Below are 15209 nucleotides of genomic sequence, written 5' to 3' on the forward strand. Positions count from 1 at the left end.
TAATGCCGATGGCGTGCTCCGTCATTGCTTGGCTTTAAGCCTGATCGTCTGTTGCGATCGCGATCTTGATGTCGAGAACCGGTGTGCCGTCGATCGCTTCGATGGGCCCGATCAACAGACGATGGCCGCGCATCTCGCGCACCGTCACGCGATGTAAGCCGAGCGGATTGGGACGATGCGGCGCGCGCGTCGCGAATACACCTTTGAGCGGCTGCTCGTGGTCGGCCCGCGGATGCACGAGCAGCTTGCCGCGATCGGCGCGATGAAACCAGGTAACGACGATGATTTCGTCGCCGTTCGCCAAGCCCTGCAATCCGTCGCTGTATCGGGGGTCGAGTTCGAGCCAAGCGTCCGGCGCACCTTCGACGCCTTGACGCGGTGCGTCCGCCAGCTCGGCAAGCGCGGAGCGGATAGAGCCGATCGGCGACAGCATGTATTCGTTTGACTGCGGCGTCATTGCCAAGCCTCCGAAGCGTGAGACTTCGCATTGTACGGGGCGATTGCCAAATGAGCCCATTCGTTCGTATAGGCATGGCTGCAAGCCGGCTATCTACAATCCCCGATACCGCATTCGAAACGACGGACTATCTAGCGTCATGGACAATCAAGTTGAAATGCCGCGATTAGTTATCAGCGGCTGCGATGCGGCCGGTAAATCTACTATAACGAGTGATGCTCTCATATCCTCTTATAAAGACTATCCGGAATGCCAGGGCATACGCATCACCGATATATGGAAGGCGAGCCGCTTGCCGACATCGTTGGACATTCCCACCGATGCGAATACTCACACACTCGGCCCGAACATCGAATCGAATCTGGGCGGGTTCAATGTTCGCCATATTGTTTTCCCGGCGCATAGCGAATATGCGTTGCATGCCACACCGACGATCGACTTCGCGGTCGTCCTGTCTGGGCAGATCGAGGCCGTTCTGGAAGCAGGCGCAGTCACGCTGAAAACGGGTGACATCTTCATCCAGCGGTCCACGCTTCACGGATGGAACAACTCGACAGATAGCCCGTGCAGTGTGTTGCTATTCATAGCAGCGGCAAAGCAGCACTGAGGATCCTCCCATTCGTTCTGATAGGCATGGCGTGCCGCCCGATACCTACAATCCCCTCATTCCCCCGGCACGTAGGAGTTCCCCAGTGAGCAGCCTTGCCTTCATTCTCGACAAGCAAAACATCACCCCTTACACGATCGGAGATGACGGCAAAGCCGTACCGGGCACAACGCCGACTCCGTCGAAGGGCGCGCAGCTCATTCAATGGAACGGGAAGTATCTGTTCGCCATTGTGGGCGCGGACGCTAGCGGTTCCAACGCTCGTATCGACGTCTATTACGACATGAAAAACGGCGTGCTCCATGAGTATGGCGGCGACGCACCTGACCTCACTTTGCCGAGCCGGCCACTAGCCGCCGCATGCAGCGCCAATAAACAAAGTGTTGTATACGTGGCCGGTATCGGCGCAAAAACGGAAGACCTGCGAGTCGGTTTGGTCAACGGCTACCGATTCGACACCGGAAATCAACTAGGTAATAGCGGCAGTACGACCATTTCCCGCGTCGCGCCGACAGCAATGCCCACGGCCGCATCCTCCAAAAACGGCTTGGATATTGTGTACGTTGCGTCAGTGATCAACACCGGGAAGGATAAGACGGCTATCTCGACGATCTCCTCGTTCCAGATCACGGCGTTTGGCACTGTCGATCAAATCGATGAAATGAACGTTGACGGCCCGATCGAGGCGCTGGCTGCGACGCCCGAGTACGTGTTCGCGCTCACCACAACAGCGGACGGCACGTCGCAGATCGTCACTTATAAAGTCAACGCGGGGAAATTTCAGGCGGCATCCCCGACCTCGAACGCGTATGAACTAAGGTTCAAACCCCAACATCCCACGTTGATTGCCGGCAGCAGCGGAGCATATCTTTACCTCGGCTATAGCGCGGCCACGGCCGCCGGCGCAAGCGTGTCCGGCCAGGTGAGGGCGTACGTGATCGCGCCGAGCAATGGCAGCATCGATCAGAAGAATCATCAAGACTGCGGTTCGGCGAACTTCACGCTTGCCCGAGCCGGTTCAAATCTTTTGATCGCTTGCGCGAAGGACCAACCCGCGCTCTACGTCTATGCCATCGAGAATGATGTCATCGGCCCGCCGGTCAAGTCCTCCACAGCGCTACCGAACCTTGCTGTCGCGACGTAATCATGCGCTAGCAGAACACGCGCGTGCGCTCTACTGCCTCACCGGCCGCTTCGCGAGCTTTCGTTGCAACGTGCGCCGGTGCATGTTCAGCGCGCGCGCCGTCGCTGAAACGTTGCCGCCGTTCTCGGCCAACGCGCGCTGGATGTGCTCCCATTCGAGCCGTGCAACCGAGAGCAGCGCCGGGCTTTCGATCGCAGCCTCGGCCTGCTCGGCGCTCGCTTCCTCCTTGAGCGCAGCGAGAATCGATTCGATGTTGGCCGGTTTCGCAAGATAGTTGTCAGCGCCGTCCTTCACCGCCTGCACGGCCGTCGCGATACTCGCATAGCCCGTCAGCACGAGCATCCGCGCATCGGGCTGCAACTCGCGCAGCGGCGCCACGAGGCTCAAGCCGGAATCCCCGCCCAGATGCAGGTCGATCGTCACGAGCTCGAACCGGTGCTCGTTGGCGAGCTTGATCGCGTCGGACGCGTTGTGCGCCTGATAGACGTTGTAGCCGCGACGCGTCAGGCCGCGCGCCAATACGCCGGCGAAGACTTCGTCGTCGTCGATGACGAGAAAGTTCGAATCGCTCATCGTTTGGTCTCCCTTGAATCGGATGAATCGGATGGTGATGATGAAGCACCGGCAGCCGCCGGCACGCGCAAGATAGCCCGCGTTCCGTGCGGCTCGCTATCGAGCAGCTCGACCGAGCCGCCCAGACGCGCAGCGGCCGCGAATGCGAGATAAAGCCCCACCCCATGGCCGCCCAGCGTGCTGTCCACTGGTGTCGCGCCAAGCTGCGAGCGCAACCCCGGCGCAATGCCGCGGCCGCAGTCGCGCACTTCGAATTCGATCAGCCCGTCGGCGACCCGCGCGGCAAGCGTCACGCTGTCGCGGCTCGCACGTGCGGCGTTGTCGAGCAAGATCGTCAGAATCTGGCCGACGGCGGTCGTGTCTTCGAGCCACGCGTCGGTGCTTGGCGTCGCGAGTCGCTCATAGTGCACGTGAGGATGGCGCAAGCGCCACTGTTCGGAAAACCCAGCGAGCCACGCATCGAGCTTTTCGCGTTGCGAGGAAACCGAGGCTCGCGTGCGCAGCCGGGCCAACGCAGAGGTACAGAGCGTCAGCTGTTGCTCGAGCACATCGAGATCGGCCGCGTAGGGCGTGAGCCCCTTGTCGCGCTGCGCGGCGTCGCGCAACTCTTCGGTCAGCATCGCGATCGTCGAAAGCGGCGTGCCCATTTCGTGCGCCACGGTCGCGGCCTGCACGCCGAGCGCCACCGCGCGTTCATCGCGCAGCAAACGCTGCTGCGCTTCGCCGAGCGCCGCGTCGCCCTCGCGCAACGCGCTCGACATGCGCGCCACGAACCAGGCGATCAAGCCCACGCTCACCATGAAGTTGACCCACATGCCCGCGCGGTAGTAATCGAACAGGTTCGCGGGGTTATCCATGTTGAGCGGCACGGAATCGAACCCGAGCGCGACATAGCAGCACATGGCGAAGATGGCGAGCCAGATCATGTGCCGCCATGGCAGCACCGCCGCGGCAATCGCCAGCGAGGGCAGATAAAGTGACACGAACGGGTTGGTCGTGCCGCCCGACAAAAACAGCAAGCCCGAGAGGGCGGCGAGGTCGACCCACAATTGGCCGAGCAGTTCGAGATCCGTTTCGGGCCTTGCGCTCGCCACGCGCAGCCAGGTCAGCGCATTGAAAACGGCCTCGAGCGCGATGATGGCAAGCATCGCCGGCAGCGGTAGATGCACGCCGAAAAATTGCTCGACGACGGCGATCGTAACGAGCTGGCCGATGATTGCCAGACAGCGCAGCCAGAAAAGATGGCTCAGATTCACGCGGCCAGTATTGGTGAAACGGTACATCGGCACATTCAACCGGTGGAATGGGAGGAGAGCGAAGACGGCCGCGCGGCCAGACATCGCGGGCATAAGCAGGGCATGCCGGGCACGATCCGCGCCGCGTCGATTTTCGGTGCGTCGGCACACCAGCAGCCGGTGCGGCCGGCTTCGCGGCCGCATTCGAACGCGGCCCCGCAGCGCGGGCAACGCGATTGTGCCCGCTCGGGTGCGACGTGGGTCGAAAAGCTCATGGCAAAAGCCGGTAACCGCCAGAAATACGAATGATACGTGCATCATGCCAGCCTTCATGGCATGCCGCATGCGTCACTGGCCGCCAAGGCCGTGCGGCCGTTGCGCCTGCGACCAAAAACCGCGGCGCGTGCCCTCAGTCCTGTACAATTCGCCCTGTTTTCGCGCCGTACCGGCCCGTTTCAACCCCGTTGCCCGCCGAGCTTGCCGCCATGTCCGAGCCTCTCGACCTCGCCCATATCTCGCCCAGCCTGAAGGCTGAAATACTGGCCGAGGCATTGCCTTATATCCGTCAGTACCACGGCAAGACCGTCGTCATCAAATATGGCGGCAATGCCATGACCGAAGAGCGGCTCAAGCAAGGCTTCGCGCGCGATGTGATCTTGCTGAAATTGGTGGGCATCAATCCGGTCATCGTGCATGGCGGTGGTCCGCAAATCGATCAAGCGCTCAAGAAAATCGGCAAGCAAGGCACCTTTATCCAAGGCATGCGCGTGACCGACGAGGAGACGATGGAGGTCGTCGAGTGGGTGCTCGGCGGCGAAGTGCAGCAAGACATCGTCACCCTGATCAACCACTTTGGCGGCCACGCCGTCGGATTGACCGGCAAGGACGGCGGGCTCATCCACGCCCGCAAGCTGATGATGCCGGACCGCGATAACCCGGGGCAGTACATCGATATCGGGCAGGTAGGCGAGGTCGATGCGATCAACCCGGCCGTCGTGCGCGCGCTGCAAGACGATGCGTTCATCCCCGTCATTTCGCCGATCGGTTTCGGCGAAGACGGGCTGTCGTACAACATCAACGCGGATCTCGTCGCCGGCAAGCTGGCGGTCGTCCTGAATGCGGAGAAGCTCGTCATGATGACGAACATCCCCGGCGTGATGGACAAGGCCGGCAATCTGCTCACTGATCTCTCCGCGCGTGAAATCGATGCCCTCTTTGCCGACGGCACGATCTCGGGCGGGATGCTGCCGAAGATCGCCTCGGCGCTCGACGCGGCCAAAAGCGGCGTGCATTCGGTGCACATCATCGACGGACGCATCGAACACTCGGTGTTGCTCGAAATTCTGACCGAGCAGCCGTTCGGTACGATGATCCGCTCACATTGAGGCGTGGCGCGGCGCGCGCCGTGCCCCTCCCTCCCATGCCCAGACCTCTCTCGCGTCGCCGCAGGCCCCGCCATACCGCCCCCGGCCCGGTGTGGCTCTTCGATCTCGACAACACGCTGCATCGCGCCTCGCACGCGATTTTTCCGGCAATCAACGAGGCGATGACGCGCTACATCATCGACGCGCTCAACGTCGAACGCTCCGAGGCCGATCGCCTGCGGCTCGGCTATGTCAGGCGTTACGGCGCCACGCTGCTCGGCCTCGCGCGCCATCATCCGATCGATCCGCACGATTTTTTGCGTGTCGTGCACACGATGCCCGATCTGCGCGCGATGCTGCGCGCCGAGCGCGGCCTGGCGCGGCTGATTGCCGCACTGCCGGGCCGCAAGCTCGTGCTGACCAACGCACCACAGACTTACGCGCGCGCCGTGCTGAACGAGCTCGGCATCGAGCACCTGTTCGAGCGCGTGATCGCGATCGAACACATGTGCCGGCGCGGTCAGTGGCACGCGAAGCCCGACATCGCGATGCTGCGCCATGTGCTGCGCGAAGCGCAGGTGCCGCTCGCCGACGCGGTGCTGGTCGAAGACACGCGTGGGCATCTGAAGCGTTATCGGCGCCTCGGCATCGGCACCGTTTGGATCGTCGGACATTTGGTCGCGCCCGCACGGGCGAAGCAATCGAATGCGCGGATGCCGGGTACGGGGCGGCCACATTACGTCGATCGGCGGATTCGTTCGTTAAAATCGCTTCGTCGGGCCACCTCGAGGAGCGCACATGCAGTCGACTGAACGGCCAGAAGCCATCATCCCGGACGTGCCGGACGGCGAGACTGGCGCGCAGCCCGCCCAATCCGGCCGCGGGCCGCGCATGAAACCCGGCGAGCGGCGTGTGCATATCCTGCAAACGCTCGCGTCGATGCTCGAATCGCCCAAAGGCGAAAAAATCACGACGGCCGCGCTCGCGGCGCGGCTCGGCGTCTCCGAAGCGGCGCTTTACCGCCAATTCGCGAGCAAGGCGCAGATGTTCGAGGCGCTGATCGAATTCATCGAGACCACCTTTTTCGGACTCATCAACCAGATCGCAGCCAAAGAGCCGAACGGCATGCTGCAAGCCCGCGCAATTGCCACGATGCTGCTTAATTTCGCGGCAAAAAACCCGGGTATGACGCGAGTGCTGACCGGCGAGGCGCTCGTTGGCGAGCGCGAACGGCTATCGGAGCGCGTGACGCAAATGCTCGAACGCGTGGAGGCGTCGGTCAAACAGTGCCTGCGGCTCGCGCTGATGGAAGCCAACCAGGGCGCAAGCACCGGTGCCACAGTACCGCCGGCCGACTACGATCCCGCCGTGCGGGCAAGTTTGTTGATGAGCTACGTGCTTGGGCGCTGGCACCGCTATGCAAGAAGCGGCTTCACGCGCGCGCCGGCCGAGCACGCCGACGCCCAGCTCCGCCTGATTCTCCAATAGCGCGAGCCCTCGTTTTCGGCTATTCTCTGCCGTTAGCGTCGGGCCGGCTCGATTCGTTCGAGCACCCCGCTGCGCGCCGATTTGTCGACTTGATTGCGGGCGCGCGAACCTCTCGGAGGGTTCAGTACAAATGCGGCTAAAGAGGTCGTCAGCGGCGCATTTGTCCTTTCCTTCGCGCACAGCCGACACCGTTTAGCCGCCCAGTCAGAAGGCGGAATGAATGGAATCGATCGGTATCGTCGCGCCCCAACGCATGCAGTTCAACGAGCCGCTCGCGCTGCAAAACGGCAGCGCGCTGGCTGGCTACGACCTGATGGTCGAAACCTACGGCACGCTCAACGCCGCGCGCTCGAACGCGGTGCTCGTGTGCCATGCGCTCAATGCCTCGCACCATGTCGCCGGCATGTACGCCGACGAGCCGAAAAACATCGGCTGGTGGGACAACCTCGTCGGGCCGGGCAAACCGCTCGACACGCGCCGGTTTTTTGTGATCGGCGTGAACAACCTGGGCTCGTGTTTCGGCTCGACCGGACCGATGAGCATCAACCCTGCGACGGGACGGCCCTACGGCGCGAGCTTTCCGGTAATCACGGTCGAAGATTGGGTCAACGCGCAGGCCCGCGTGGCCGACGCATTCGGCATCGAGCGCTTCGCGGCCGTGATGGGCGGCAGCCTCGGCGGCATGCAGGCGCTGGCCTGGAGCATGATGTACCCCGAGCGCATCGCGCACTGCATCGATATCGCATCGACACCGAAGCTATCGGCTCAAAACATCGCGTTCAACGAGGTGGCGCGCTCGGCGATTCTCTCCGATCCCGAGTTCCATGGCGGCGACTACTACGCGCACGGCGTGAAGCCGAGGCGCGGGCTGCGCGTCGCGCGCATGATCGGCCATATCACCTATTTGTCCGACGACGACATGGCGACCAAGTTCGGCCGGGCCTTGCGACGCGAAAGCGGCGCGGCCGACGCGGCCTATAACTTCAATTTCGATGTCGAATTCGAGGTGGAGTCGTACCTTCGCTATCAGGGCGACAAATTCGCCGATTACTTCGACGCCAATACCTATTTGCTGATCACGCGGGCACTCGATTACTTCGACCCGGCCCGCGCATTCGGCGGCGATCTGACCACCGCGCTCGCGCATACGAGCGCGAAATATCTGATCGTCAGCTTCACGACCGACTGGCGCTTTGCGCCGGCACGCTCGCGCGAGATCGTGAAGGCGTTGCTCGATCACAAACGACAGGTCACCTACGCGGAAATCGACGCCCCGCACGGGCACGACGCTTTCCTGCTCGACGACGCGCGCTATCACAACCTGCTGCGCGCCTATTTCGAACGCATTGCCGAGGAGGTGGGCGCATGAATCAGACCGCCATCGATTCACTCTCCACGCGAGCCGATTTTCGTGCGATCGCGCGCTGGGTCGAGCCGCGCTCGACCGTGCTCGACCTCGGCTGTGGCGACGGCTCGCTGCTTGCGCTGCTGGCCCAGGAGCTCGACGTGCGCGGCTACGGCATCGAGATCAATGACGCCGGCGCGCTCGCGTGCGTGAAACACGGCGTCAATGTCATTCAACAGAATCTCGAAGACGGCCTGCGTCTGTTCGAAGACGACAGCTTCGATTTCGCGATTCTTTCGCAAACGCTGCAGACGATTCACCAGACGGCCGCGATTTTGCGCGAGACGGTGCGCGTCGGCAAGGAATGCATCGTCTCGTTTCCGAACTTCGGCTATTGGCCGCACCGCCTGTCGGTATTGGGCGGCCGTATGCCGGTGTCGAAGGCGCTGCCTTATCAGTGGCACAACACGCCGAACGTGCGCGTGTTGACGATCGAAGACTTCGAGGCGCTCGCGCCCGAGGTCGGGATCGAAATTCTCGATCGCGTCGCGCTGCACGACGGCCGCACGGTGCGCTGGGGGGCGAACTGGCGTGGTAGTCTTGCGGTCTATCGCGTCAAACGCAGTCGGCCGGGGGCATCGTCCTCCGTTTGAAGCTGCGCCAGTCAAACGAGGACCGATCATCAAACGAGATATGCCGAACCCGCCGCACGAGCCTCCTGCGCTGAGCGCTCACGAGGAGCATCCCGGCTGGCGGGCGTTCCTTAACCGGCACATGTTGATCTGCGTCTTTCTCGGTTTCACGTCGGGATTGCCGCTCTTTACGCTCGTGTATCTCGTGCAGGCCTGGTTGCGCTCGGAAGGCGCCAACTTGAAGGAAATCGGCCTTTTCGCGCTGATCCAATTTCCGTACACCTGGAAGTTCGTCTGGGCACCGTTGATGGACCGCTACGTGCCGCGCCTGCCCGGCTGGCGCCCGGGGCGGCGGCGCGGCTGGATGTTGGCGACGCAACTGCTCGTCGCGCTCGCCATTGCCTCGCTCGGCTTTTTTTCGCCCCGCGAGGCGATCTGGACCGTGGCCGCGCTGACCGCGCTCGTCGCGTTCTTCGGCGCGAGCCAGGACATCGCCATCGACGCCTATCGCCGTGAGCTGCTCGCCGATACGGAGCAAGGGCTGGGCAATGCCGTCCACGTGAACGCATACAAGGTGGCCGCGCTGATTCCCGGTTCGCTCTCGCTGATCCTGTCCGACCATCTACCTTGGACGACCGTGTTCGTCGTCACGGCCGCGTTCATGGTGCCGGGCATGGTGCTCACGCTCGTCGTGCGCGAGCCGGAAGTCCACGGCACGCCGCCCAAGAACCTGCGCGAAGCCATCGTGCAGCCGCTGGCCGAATTCGTCTCGCGCGATGGCTGGAAGACGGCGCTCGTCGTGCTTGCGTTCATTTTTCTCTACAAGCTCGGCGATACGATGGCGACCACATTGTCGACCTCGTTCTTTCTCGATGTGGGCTTCGACAAGACCCAAATCGGCGTGATTGCCAAGACCACCGCATTCTGGGCTAGCCTCGCGGGCGGTATTGTCGGCGGGGCGTGGCTCGTGAAGATCGGTATCGCGCGGGGCTTATGGATTTTCGGCATCGCGCAGATCGTCTCCACGCTCGGCTTCGCCTGGCTCGCGAAGCTCGGGCCGTCGCCGGCCGGGCTCGCACTCATCTATGGGTTCGAGACGTTCGCCACCGGGCTGACGTTGGCCGCGTTCACGGCCTATATCGCCAGCACGACCGACCCGCGCTACACCGCGACGCAGTTCGCGCTCTTCACGAGCCTGGCCTCCGTGCCGCGTACGCTGGCGGCAGCGGGAAGCGGCTTCATCGTCGCGAAGCTGGGCTGGTTCGATTATTTCATCGCATGCGCCGTGCTCGCGGTGCCCGGCATGCTGTTGTTGCCAAAGATCGCGCCATGGCGACAGCGCGCATAAAAACCGCGATGCGCGCAGCCAGACGCTGGGCGGCGGCTGTGCTCGGGCCCGCGCTTGCCTGCGCGGCGCTGCCCGCGCATGTTGTCGCTGCCGTTGCACTCACTGGCGCAAGCAATGCAAGCGTGCCGCCCGCCGCTGCATCGGCATCCGCCTATTCACCCGGCGAGTCGCTACACTTCGGCAACGGTCCGATGTTCCGCAACCCGGTTTCGTCGCAACTGCTCGAAGCGCAATCGGCGGCCGACTATGCGCAGCTCGTCGAGCGCGCGCGCAGCGAGGGGCGCTTGCTGCCGGATGGCGACCCGCGCGTCGAACGCGTGCGCACCATTGCTGTACGCATCGCACCGTTCGCCGATAAGTGGAGCGATCGCGTCAAGAGCTGGCGCTGGGAACTGAACGTGGTCCGTTCGCGCGAAATCGGCATGGCGTGTTTGCCGGGTGGAAAACTGATCGTCTATAGCGGCTTGCTCGATCGCATTCATCTTAAAGACGACGAGCTCGGCGTGCTGCTCGGGCACGAAATCGCACACGCGCTACGCGAGCAGGCCCGCGAGCGGCTTGGCGCCGCGCCGCCGACATTGCTCGGCACGAATCCGATACCGCAACTTTTCGGCGTGACAAACTACGACAGTACGCCAACGCCCGCATCGGGAATCGGCGCGCCGATCGTTCCGATGAAGTACGACGCGACCGACGAGACCGAGGCCGATGTCATCGGCAGCGATATCGCCGCGCGTGCGAGCTTCGATCCGCGCGCCGCGGTAACGCTCTGGGACAAACTCGCCGCCGCGACACGCGCGGACAAGCCCAATGGCTTCATCCATACCCACCCATACAGCGAGGCGCGCCGACTCGACATCATCAAGCGGCTGCCCGATATGCTGGCGCTCTACGCCAAAGCGCGCGGCATACCCGCTGAACGATTGCCGGACTATGCCGGCGTCAAATCCTCGACGAGCCGACCCGCGCGCAACCGGTAGCCGCTCGCGCCGACCCGCACCGTTATTCGGTCCGATTCTTTCGAAATAACTCATCTCATATTGCAAGAGCTGGATCATTGGCGCCTCTCGAAAACAAAGAGGCAACGATGAAATTGACGTTAGACGCCAGGTCGCGAGCGGTGGTCAAGGCGGCCTTGATGGTCGCCGTATTGCTGAGGTGCGCCGTTTCCAATGCGGGCGAAGAGCAGCAGCAGCCGGTGTTCAAGGTTAAATTGCCGCACGGTGTCATTAAAGGGACGAGCGAGCGCGTTGCACAAACGACCCTGCGTGTATTTCGCGGCATTCCTTACGCGGCGCCGCCGACGGGCGAGTTCCGCTGGCGCGAACCGCAGCCGGTGGCGCGCTGGGCAGGCGTGCGCCACGCGGCTCAGTTCGGGCCTCGCTGCATGCAGCCGTCCGATGACGAGTTGACGTTCCGTTCACGGGAAATGAGCGAAGATTGCCTTTACTTGAACGTCTGGACGCCGGCTGCGGACGAACGCGCCAAGCTGCCTGTGCTCGTCTATTTCCACGGCGGGCGCTTCGAGACGGGCGACGGCTCAGAGCCGCGCTACGATGGCGCGAACCTGGCCGCGCGCGGCATGGTTACGGTGACGCTCAATTCCCGCCTCGGGGTATTCGGCTTTCTCGCGCATCAGGATGCGGCCCGCGAATCCCCGCAGGGCGCGGCCGGCAACTATGGTTTCCTCGATCAGCACGCCGCGCTGCGCTGGGTGCGGGAGAACATCGCATTATTCGGCGGCGACCCCGATCAGGTGACGATCGCCGGCCAGTTGGCCGGCTCGGTGGCCGTCAGCGCGCATATGGCCTCCCCGTTGTCGCGCGGGCTCTTCGCGCGGGCCATTGGTGAAAGCGGCAGCGCGTTCAAACCGGTGAACTTCTGGCCGAAAGACTTCGCCGAAGAAACGGCGACCAAGTTCGGCGGCCATCTCGTGACCACGACGCTTAGCGAGCTGCGTGCCGTATCCGCCGAGCGTCTGCTGCAAGCCACGTCTCCCGACAAAGCGAACACGTTTTCATTTTGGCCGAACATCGACGGATATTTTCTGCCGGGCATGCCTGAGTCGATTTTTGTCGCCGGCGCGCAAGCGCACGTGCCGCTGCTGCTGGGCAACAACTCGCAAGAGAGCCATTTCAGCAGCATCCTCAAGCTCGCCCCTCCCACGCCCGAAAACTGGCGCAAAGAATTGGACGAAATGTTCTTCGAACTCACCGACGAATTGCTCGCACTTTATCCAGGCCGGGACGAACAAGAGGTCATGCGCTCGGCGACCGCGTTCGCGACGGATCACATAATCGGGCACAGCATGTGGCGGTGGATGAACTTGCATCGACGCACGAGCGGCGGCGCGCCCGTCTATTACTACCTCTACACGCACCCGCGTCCGCCGGAGGTGCCGTCCGGCGAGCGACGAGCGCGCACGCCGGAGCCGTTGCCGGTGATGGGTGCCGTGCAAGGCGCGGAGATCGAATACGTCCTCGGTAACCTCGAGGATGCGCATCGCTACGCGTGGCAGCCCGATGATCGGGAAGTATCGAGGATCTTCTCGACTTACATCACGCAATTCATCAAGACGGGCAACCCCAACACGGCGGACACCGGCAACGTCATGCAGCAATCGGGGCAGGCGTTACCGGACTGGCCGGCGGTTCGCGAGGAACGGGACGGATTCTTGCGCCAGGCAATCGGCAAAGAGACGAAAACGATATGGGATGCCAGCGCGCCTCGACAGCAGTTTTGGCTGAATTACCTAGCGCGTTTTCCATTGACGGCGGGTTTGTATCGCTAACTGATCCGCGGCCCGTTGGGTTCAAACGCCATGGGCGTCGCCAACGGGCCGCGAGCGATTAAGACGCTAGTTTGTCGAACCATGCATTTCGATACCGCCTCCACAATCTATCAGCGCGATATATCCACGGCCATTTAGGCGATATGGAACGCTCCACAGCATCTGTTTAACGCATTTCGCAACAGCCTCTAAGACAGAACACATATGGCGTTGCGCAAGCGCGGTGCCATGCCATGCCACGCCATGCCCTGTGCGGTTGATTAACCCGGTCATTTATTGGATACCGTGTCGCAAAAATCACCGCCATCCGCCCTTTGTTTGCGCGGGGTTGCCGCGTGAACCCGTGCGTCGGTCCTATTTTCGCAAAAGAGACTCTCTCAAATTCGGCGCAGTCGATGATCGCCCCTCCTGCAACACATGACGCAATAGCACCGCGTCGAACGGATAAGGGCATCAAGATGAGACACGGGTTCAAAGGCGCGGCAACGTCCGCGATCGCTGCATCGTTGGCCATAGCGTGTTGCTGCTTATCGGTGCTGCCCGCGACGGCCGTTGCACAGCAGTCGGCACCGAAGGTCGAACTGCCCGACGGCATCATCGAAGGTGCCTCTGCAAAGCAGGGCGATGCAACGCTGCGAGTCTTCCTGGGCGTGCCGTATGCCGCCGCGCCCGCCGGCATGTATCGTTGGCGCGAGCCGCAACCCACGGCTCGGTGGGCAGGCGTGCGCGCGGCAAAGCAATTCGGCTCACGCTGCATGCAATTGTCGGCGCCCGAGCAAGTCTTCCGCTCCACCGCGATGAGCGAGGATTGCCTCTACTTGAACATCTGGACGCCGGCTGCTGACGAACGCGCCAAGCTGCCTGTGCTCGTCTACTTTCACGGCGGCGGGTTCGACGCGGGAGATGCCTCCGAAGGGCGCTACGACGGCGGCCATCTTGCGTCGCGCGGCATCGTGGTTGTCACCGTTAACTACCGTCTCGGCGTATTCGGCTTCCTGGCCCATCGAGACGCGGCGCGGGAGTCGCCGCACGCCAGCGCGGGCAATTACGGGCTGCTCGATCAGCAAGCAGCGCTGCGCTGGGTGCGGGACAACATCGCGCGCTTTGGCGGCGCGCCTGAGCAGATCACGATTGGCGGCTCATCGGCCGGTGCGATTTCCGTCAGCGCTCACATGGCTTCACCGCTTTCACGTGGTCTTTTTTCACGCGCCATCGGCGCAAGCGGCGGCGCGTTCGCTCCAGTCGAACTGTGGCACGGCAGCGAGGCCGAACAAGCCGCCGACGAGTTCGCGCAGCATGTCGGCGCCGCGTCGCTCGACGCGATGCGCGCCATGTCCGCCGAGCAGATTTTGAACGCGACGGGGCCACAACGAAAGCCGGCTTATCCGTTCTGGCCTCACATCGACGGATTCTTCCTGACGGACACGCCCGAATCAGTTTTCCGTGCGGGCGCGCAAGCCAAGGTACCTCTGTTGTTGGGCGCTAATTCGCGCGAGCAGCACTTCGATCTCGTACTCAACGGCGAACCTCCCACTCCAGAAAATTGGCGCACAGCGTTAAAACGTCTATTCCGCGCTCACGCGGACGAAGCGCTGACACATTACCCGGGCGGCACGGCCGAGGAAGTGATGCGCTCGGGTACCGAGCTCGCGGGCGATCTGTTCGTCAATCACAGCATTCGGCGCTGGATGGACCTGCATCGCTCGACTGGAACCGCACCGGTGTACGCCTACCGCTACGTTCATCCGCGCCCGGCGACGGTCGAGCCCGCGAACGGCACGGCGCCACGACATGGCTGGACGCCGCTCGCCGAGCATGGCGCCGATGTCCCCTACGCGCTCGGCAATTTGCGACACGAACGACAGTACGCGTGGACCGCCGAAGACCACGACGTCTCGAAGACCTTTTCGCGCTATATCGAGCGCTTCGTCAAAACCGGCGCCCCCAACGGGGCACCCGATGCTGCGTTGGCGGCGCAATCCGCCTTCGGCAACGCCGAGCGCGGCAACGCGGCGCCGCCTTGGCCCGCCGTCACCGAACAGCGCGGTGCCGTGGCGCAACAGGAGATCGGCTCGCGCGCACGCACGACGTGGGTCAGCGATACGGCTCGACATGCATTCATGGCTCGGTTCTTCGCCAACACAGCGGCCGCCCCGTCTCAGTCCATTGATACCAAACGGAAACGCTAAACGCAAAACGCGGGCGCGGCGTAAGCCGCCCGCAAC

General features: G+C 62.9%; 15 protein-coding genes. 11 read left to right on the forward strand and 4 right to left on the reverse strand.

From position 1 onward, the window contains the following. Positions 1-34: 34 nt before the first annotated feature. Positions 35-457: a tRNA (N6-threonylcarbamoyladenosine(37)-N6)-methyltransferase TrmO gene (tsaA, locus tag ACSQ20_RS18475; RefSeq protein ID WP_436022498.1), complete on the reverse strand. Its 423-nt coding sequence runs from the start codon at positions 455-457 to the stop codon at positions 35-37. A 139-nt stretch (positions 458-596) separates the two neighbouring features. Here tsaA and ACSQ20_RS18480 point away from each other — a divergent pair, with 139 nt between their 5' ends. Further along, positions 597-1064, forward strand: a complete 468-nt coding sequence (locus tag ACSQ20_RS18480) for a cupin domain-containing protein (protein ID WP_436022500.1) — start codon at positions 597-599, stop codon at positions 1062-1064. A gap of 31 nt (positions 1065-1095) precedes the next feature. Then, the gene (locus ACSQ20_RS18485; RefSeq protein WP_436022502.1) at positions 1096-2208 is read left to right on the forward strand and encodes a hypothetical protein; all 1113 of its coding nucleotides are present in this window, start codon (positions 1096-1098) and stop codon (positions 2206-2208) included. Positions 2209-2238: 30 nt separating this feature from the next. On the opposite strand, the gene ACSQ20_RS18490 is transcribed toward ACSQ20_RS18485, so the two are convergent. The 3 genes from ACSQ20_RS18490 to ACSQ20_RS18500 are packed head-to-tail and all read right to left on the reverse strand — an operon-like array spanning position 2239 to position 4291. Further along, entirely contained in the window at positions 2239-2781 is a 543-nt protein-coding gene (locus ACSQ20_RS18490; protein ID WP_436022504.1) for a response regulator transcription factor, read from the reverse strand. Further along, positions 2778-4064: an ATP-binding protein gene (locus tag ACSQ20_RS18495; protein WP_436022506.1), complete on the reverse strand. Its 1287-nt coding sequence runs from the start codon at positions 4062-4064 to the stop codon at positions 2778-2780. Before ACSQ20_RS18495 ends, ACSQ20_RS18490 begins: the two co-directional genes overlap by 4 nt. An 8-nt stretch (positions 4065-4072) precedes the next feature. After that, complete coding sequence (locus tag ACSQ20_RS18500) at positions 4073-4291, reverse strand: cysteine-rich CWC family protein (protein WP_436022507.1); 219 nt, start codon at positions 4289-4291, stop codon at positions 4073-4075. Positions 4292-4501: 210 nt separating this feature from the next. On the opposite strand from ACSQ20_RS18500, the gene argB reads away from it, so the two are divergent. The 9 genes from argB (at position 4502) to ACSQ20_RS18545 (ending at position 15173) form a co-directional block, all read left to right on the forward strand. After that, positions 4502-5401, forward strand: a complete 900-nt coding sequence (gene argB / locus ACSQ20_RS18505; protein WP_436022508.1) for an acetylglutamate kinase — start codon at positions 4502-4504, stop codon at positions 5399-5401. Positions 5402-5436: 35 nt separating this feature from the next. Continuing rightward, positions 5437-6192, forward strand: a complete 756-nt coding sequence (locus ACSQ20_RS18510; RefSeq protein WP_436022510.1) for a pyrimidine 5'-nucleotidase — start codon at positions 5437-5439, stop codon at positions 6190-6192. Next, a complete protein-coding gene (gene slmA / locus ACSQ20_RS18515; protein WP_436022512.1) occupies positions 6179-6868 on the forward strand; it encodes a nucleoid occlusion factor SlmA in 690 nt (229 codons plus the stop codon). The genes ACSQ20_RS18510 and slmA overlap by 14 nt, the downstream gene beginning before the upstream one ends. Before the next feature lie 220 nt (positions 6869-7088). Then, positions 7089-8237 carry a homoserine O-succinyltransferase MetX gene (gene metX / locus ACSQ20_RS18520; protein ID WP_436022514.1) on the forward strand — a complete coding sequence of 383 codons (1149 nt, stop codon included), beginning with the start codon at positions 7089-7091 and terminating at the stop codon, positions 8235-8237. Continuing rightward, complete coding sequence (gene metW / locus ACSQ20_RS18525) at positions 8234-8866, forward strand: methionine biosynthesis protein MetW (RefSeq protein WP_436022516.1); 633 nt, start codon at positions 8234-8236, stop codon at positions 8864-8866. The genes metX and metW overlap by 4 nt, the downstream gene beginning before the upstream one ends. Before the next feature lie 40 nt (positions 8867-8906). Further along, positions 8907-10193 carry an AmpG family muropeptide MFS transporter gene (locus ACSQ20_RS18530; protein WP_436022518.1) on the forward strand — a complete coding sequence of 429 codons (1287 nt, stop codon included), beginning with the start codon at positions 8907-8909 and terminating at the stop codon, positions 10191-10193. Continuing rightward, positions 10175-11173, forward strand: coding sequence for a M48 family metallopeptidase (locus tag ACSQ20_RS18535; protein ID WP_436022520.1), 999 nt, complete (start codon positions 10175-10177; stop codon positions 11171-11173). Before ACSQ20_RS18530 ends, ACSQ20_RS18535 begins: the two co-directional genes overlap by 19 nt. Positions 11174-11280: 107 nt before the next feature. Then, on the forward strand, positions 11281-12984 hold the full coding sequence (locus tag ACSQ20_RS18540; protein WP_436022522.1) for a carboxylesterase/lipase family protein: 1704 nt from the start codon (positions 11281-11283) through the stop codon (positions 12982-12984). Between the two features lie 458 nt (positions 12985-13442). After that, the gene (locus ACSQ20_RS18545) at positions 13443-15173 is read left to right on the forward strand and encodes a carboxylesterase/lipase family protein (protein ID WP_436022524.1); all 1731 of its coding nucleotides are present in this window, start codon (positions 13443-13445) and stop codon (positions 15171-15173) included. Positions 15174-15209: the final 36 nt, after the last annotated feature.

The organism is Trinickia sp. LjRoot230, assembly GCF_964253315.1.
GTDB lineage: Bacteria > Pseudomonadota > Gammaproteobacteria > Burkholderiales > Burkholderiaceae > Trinickia.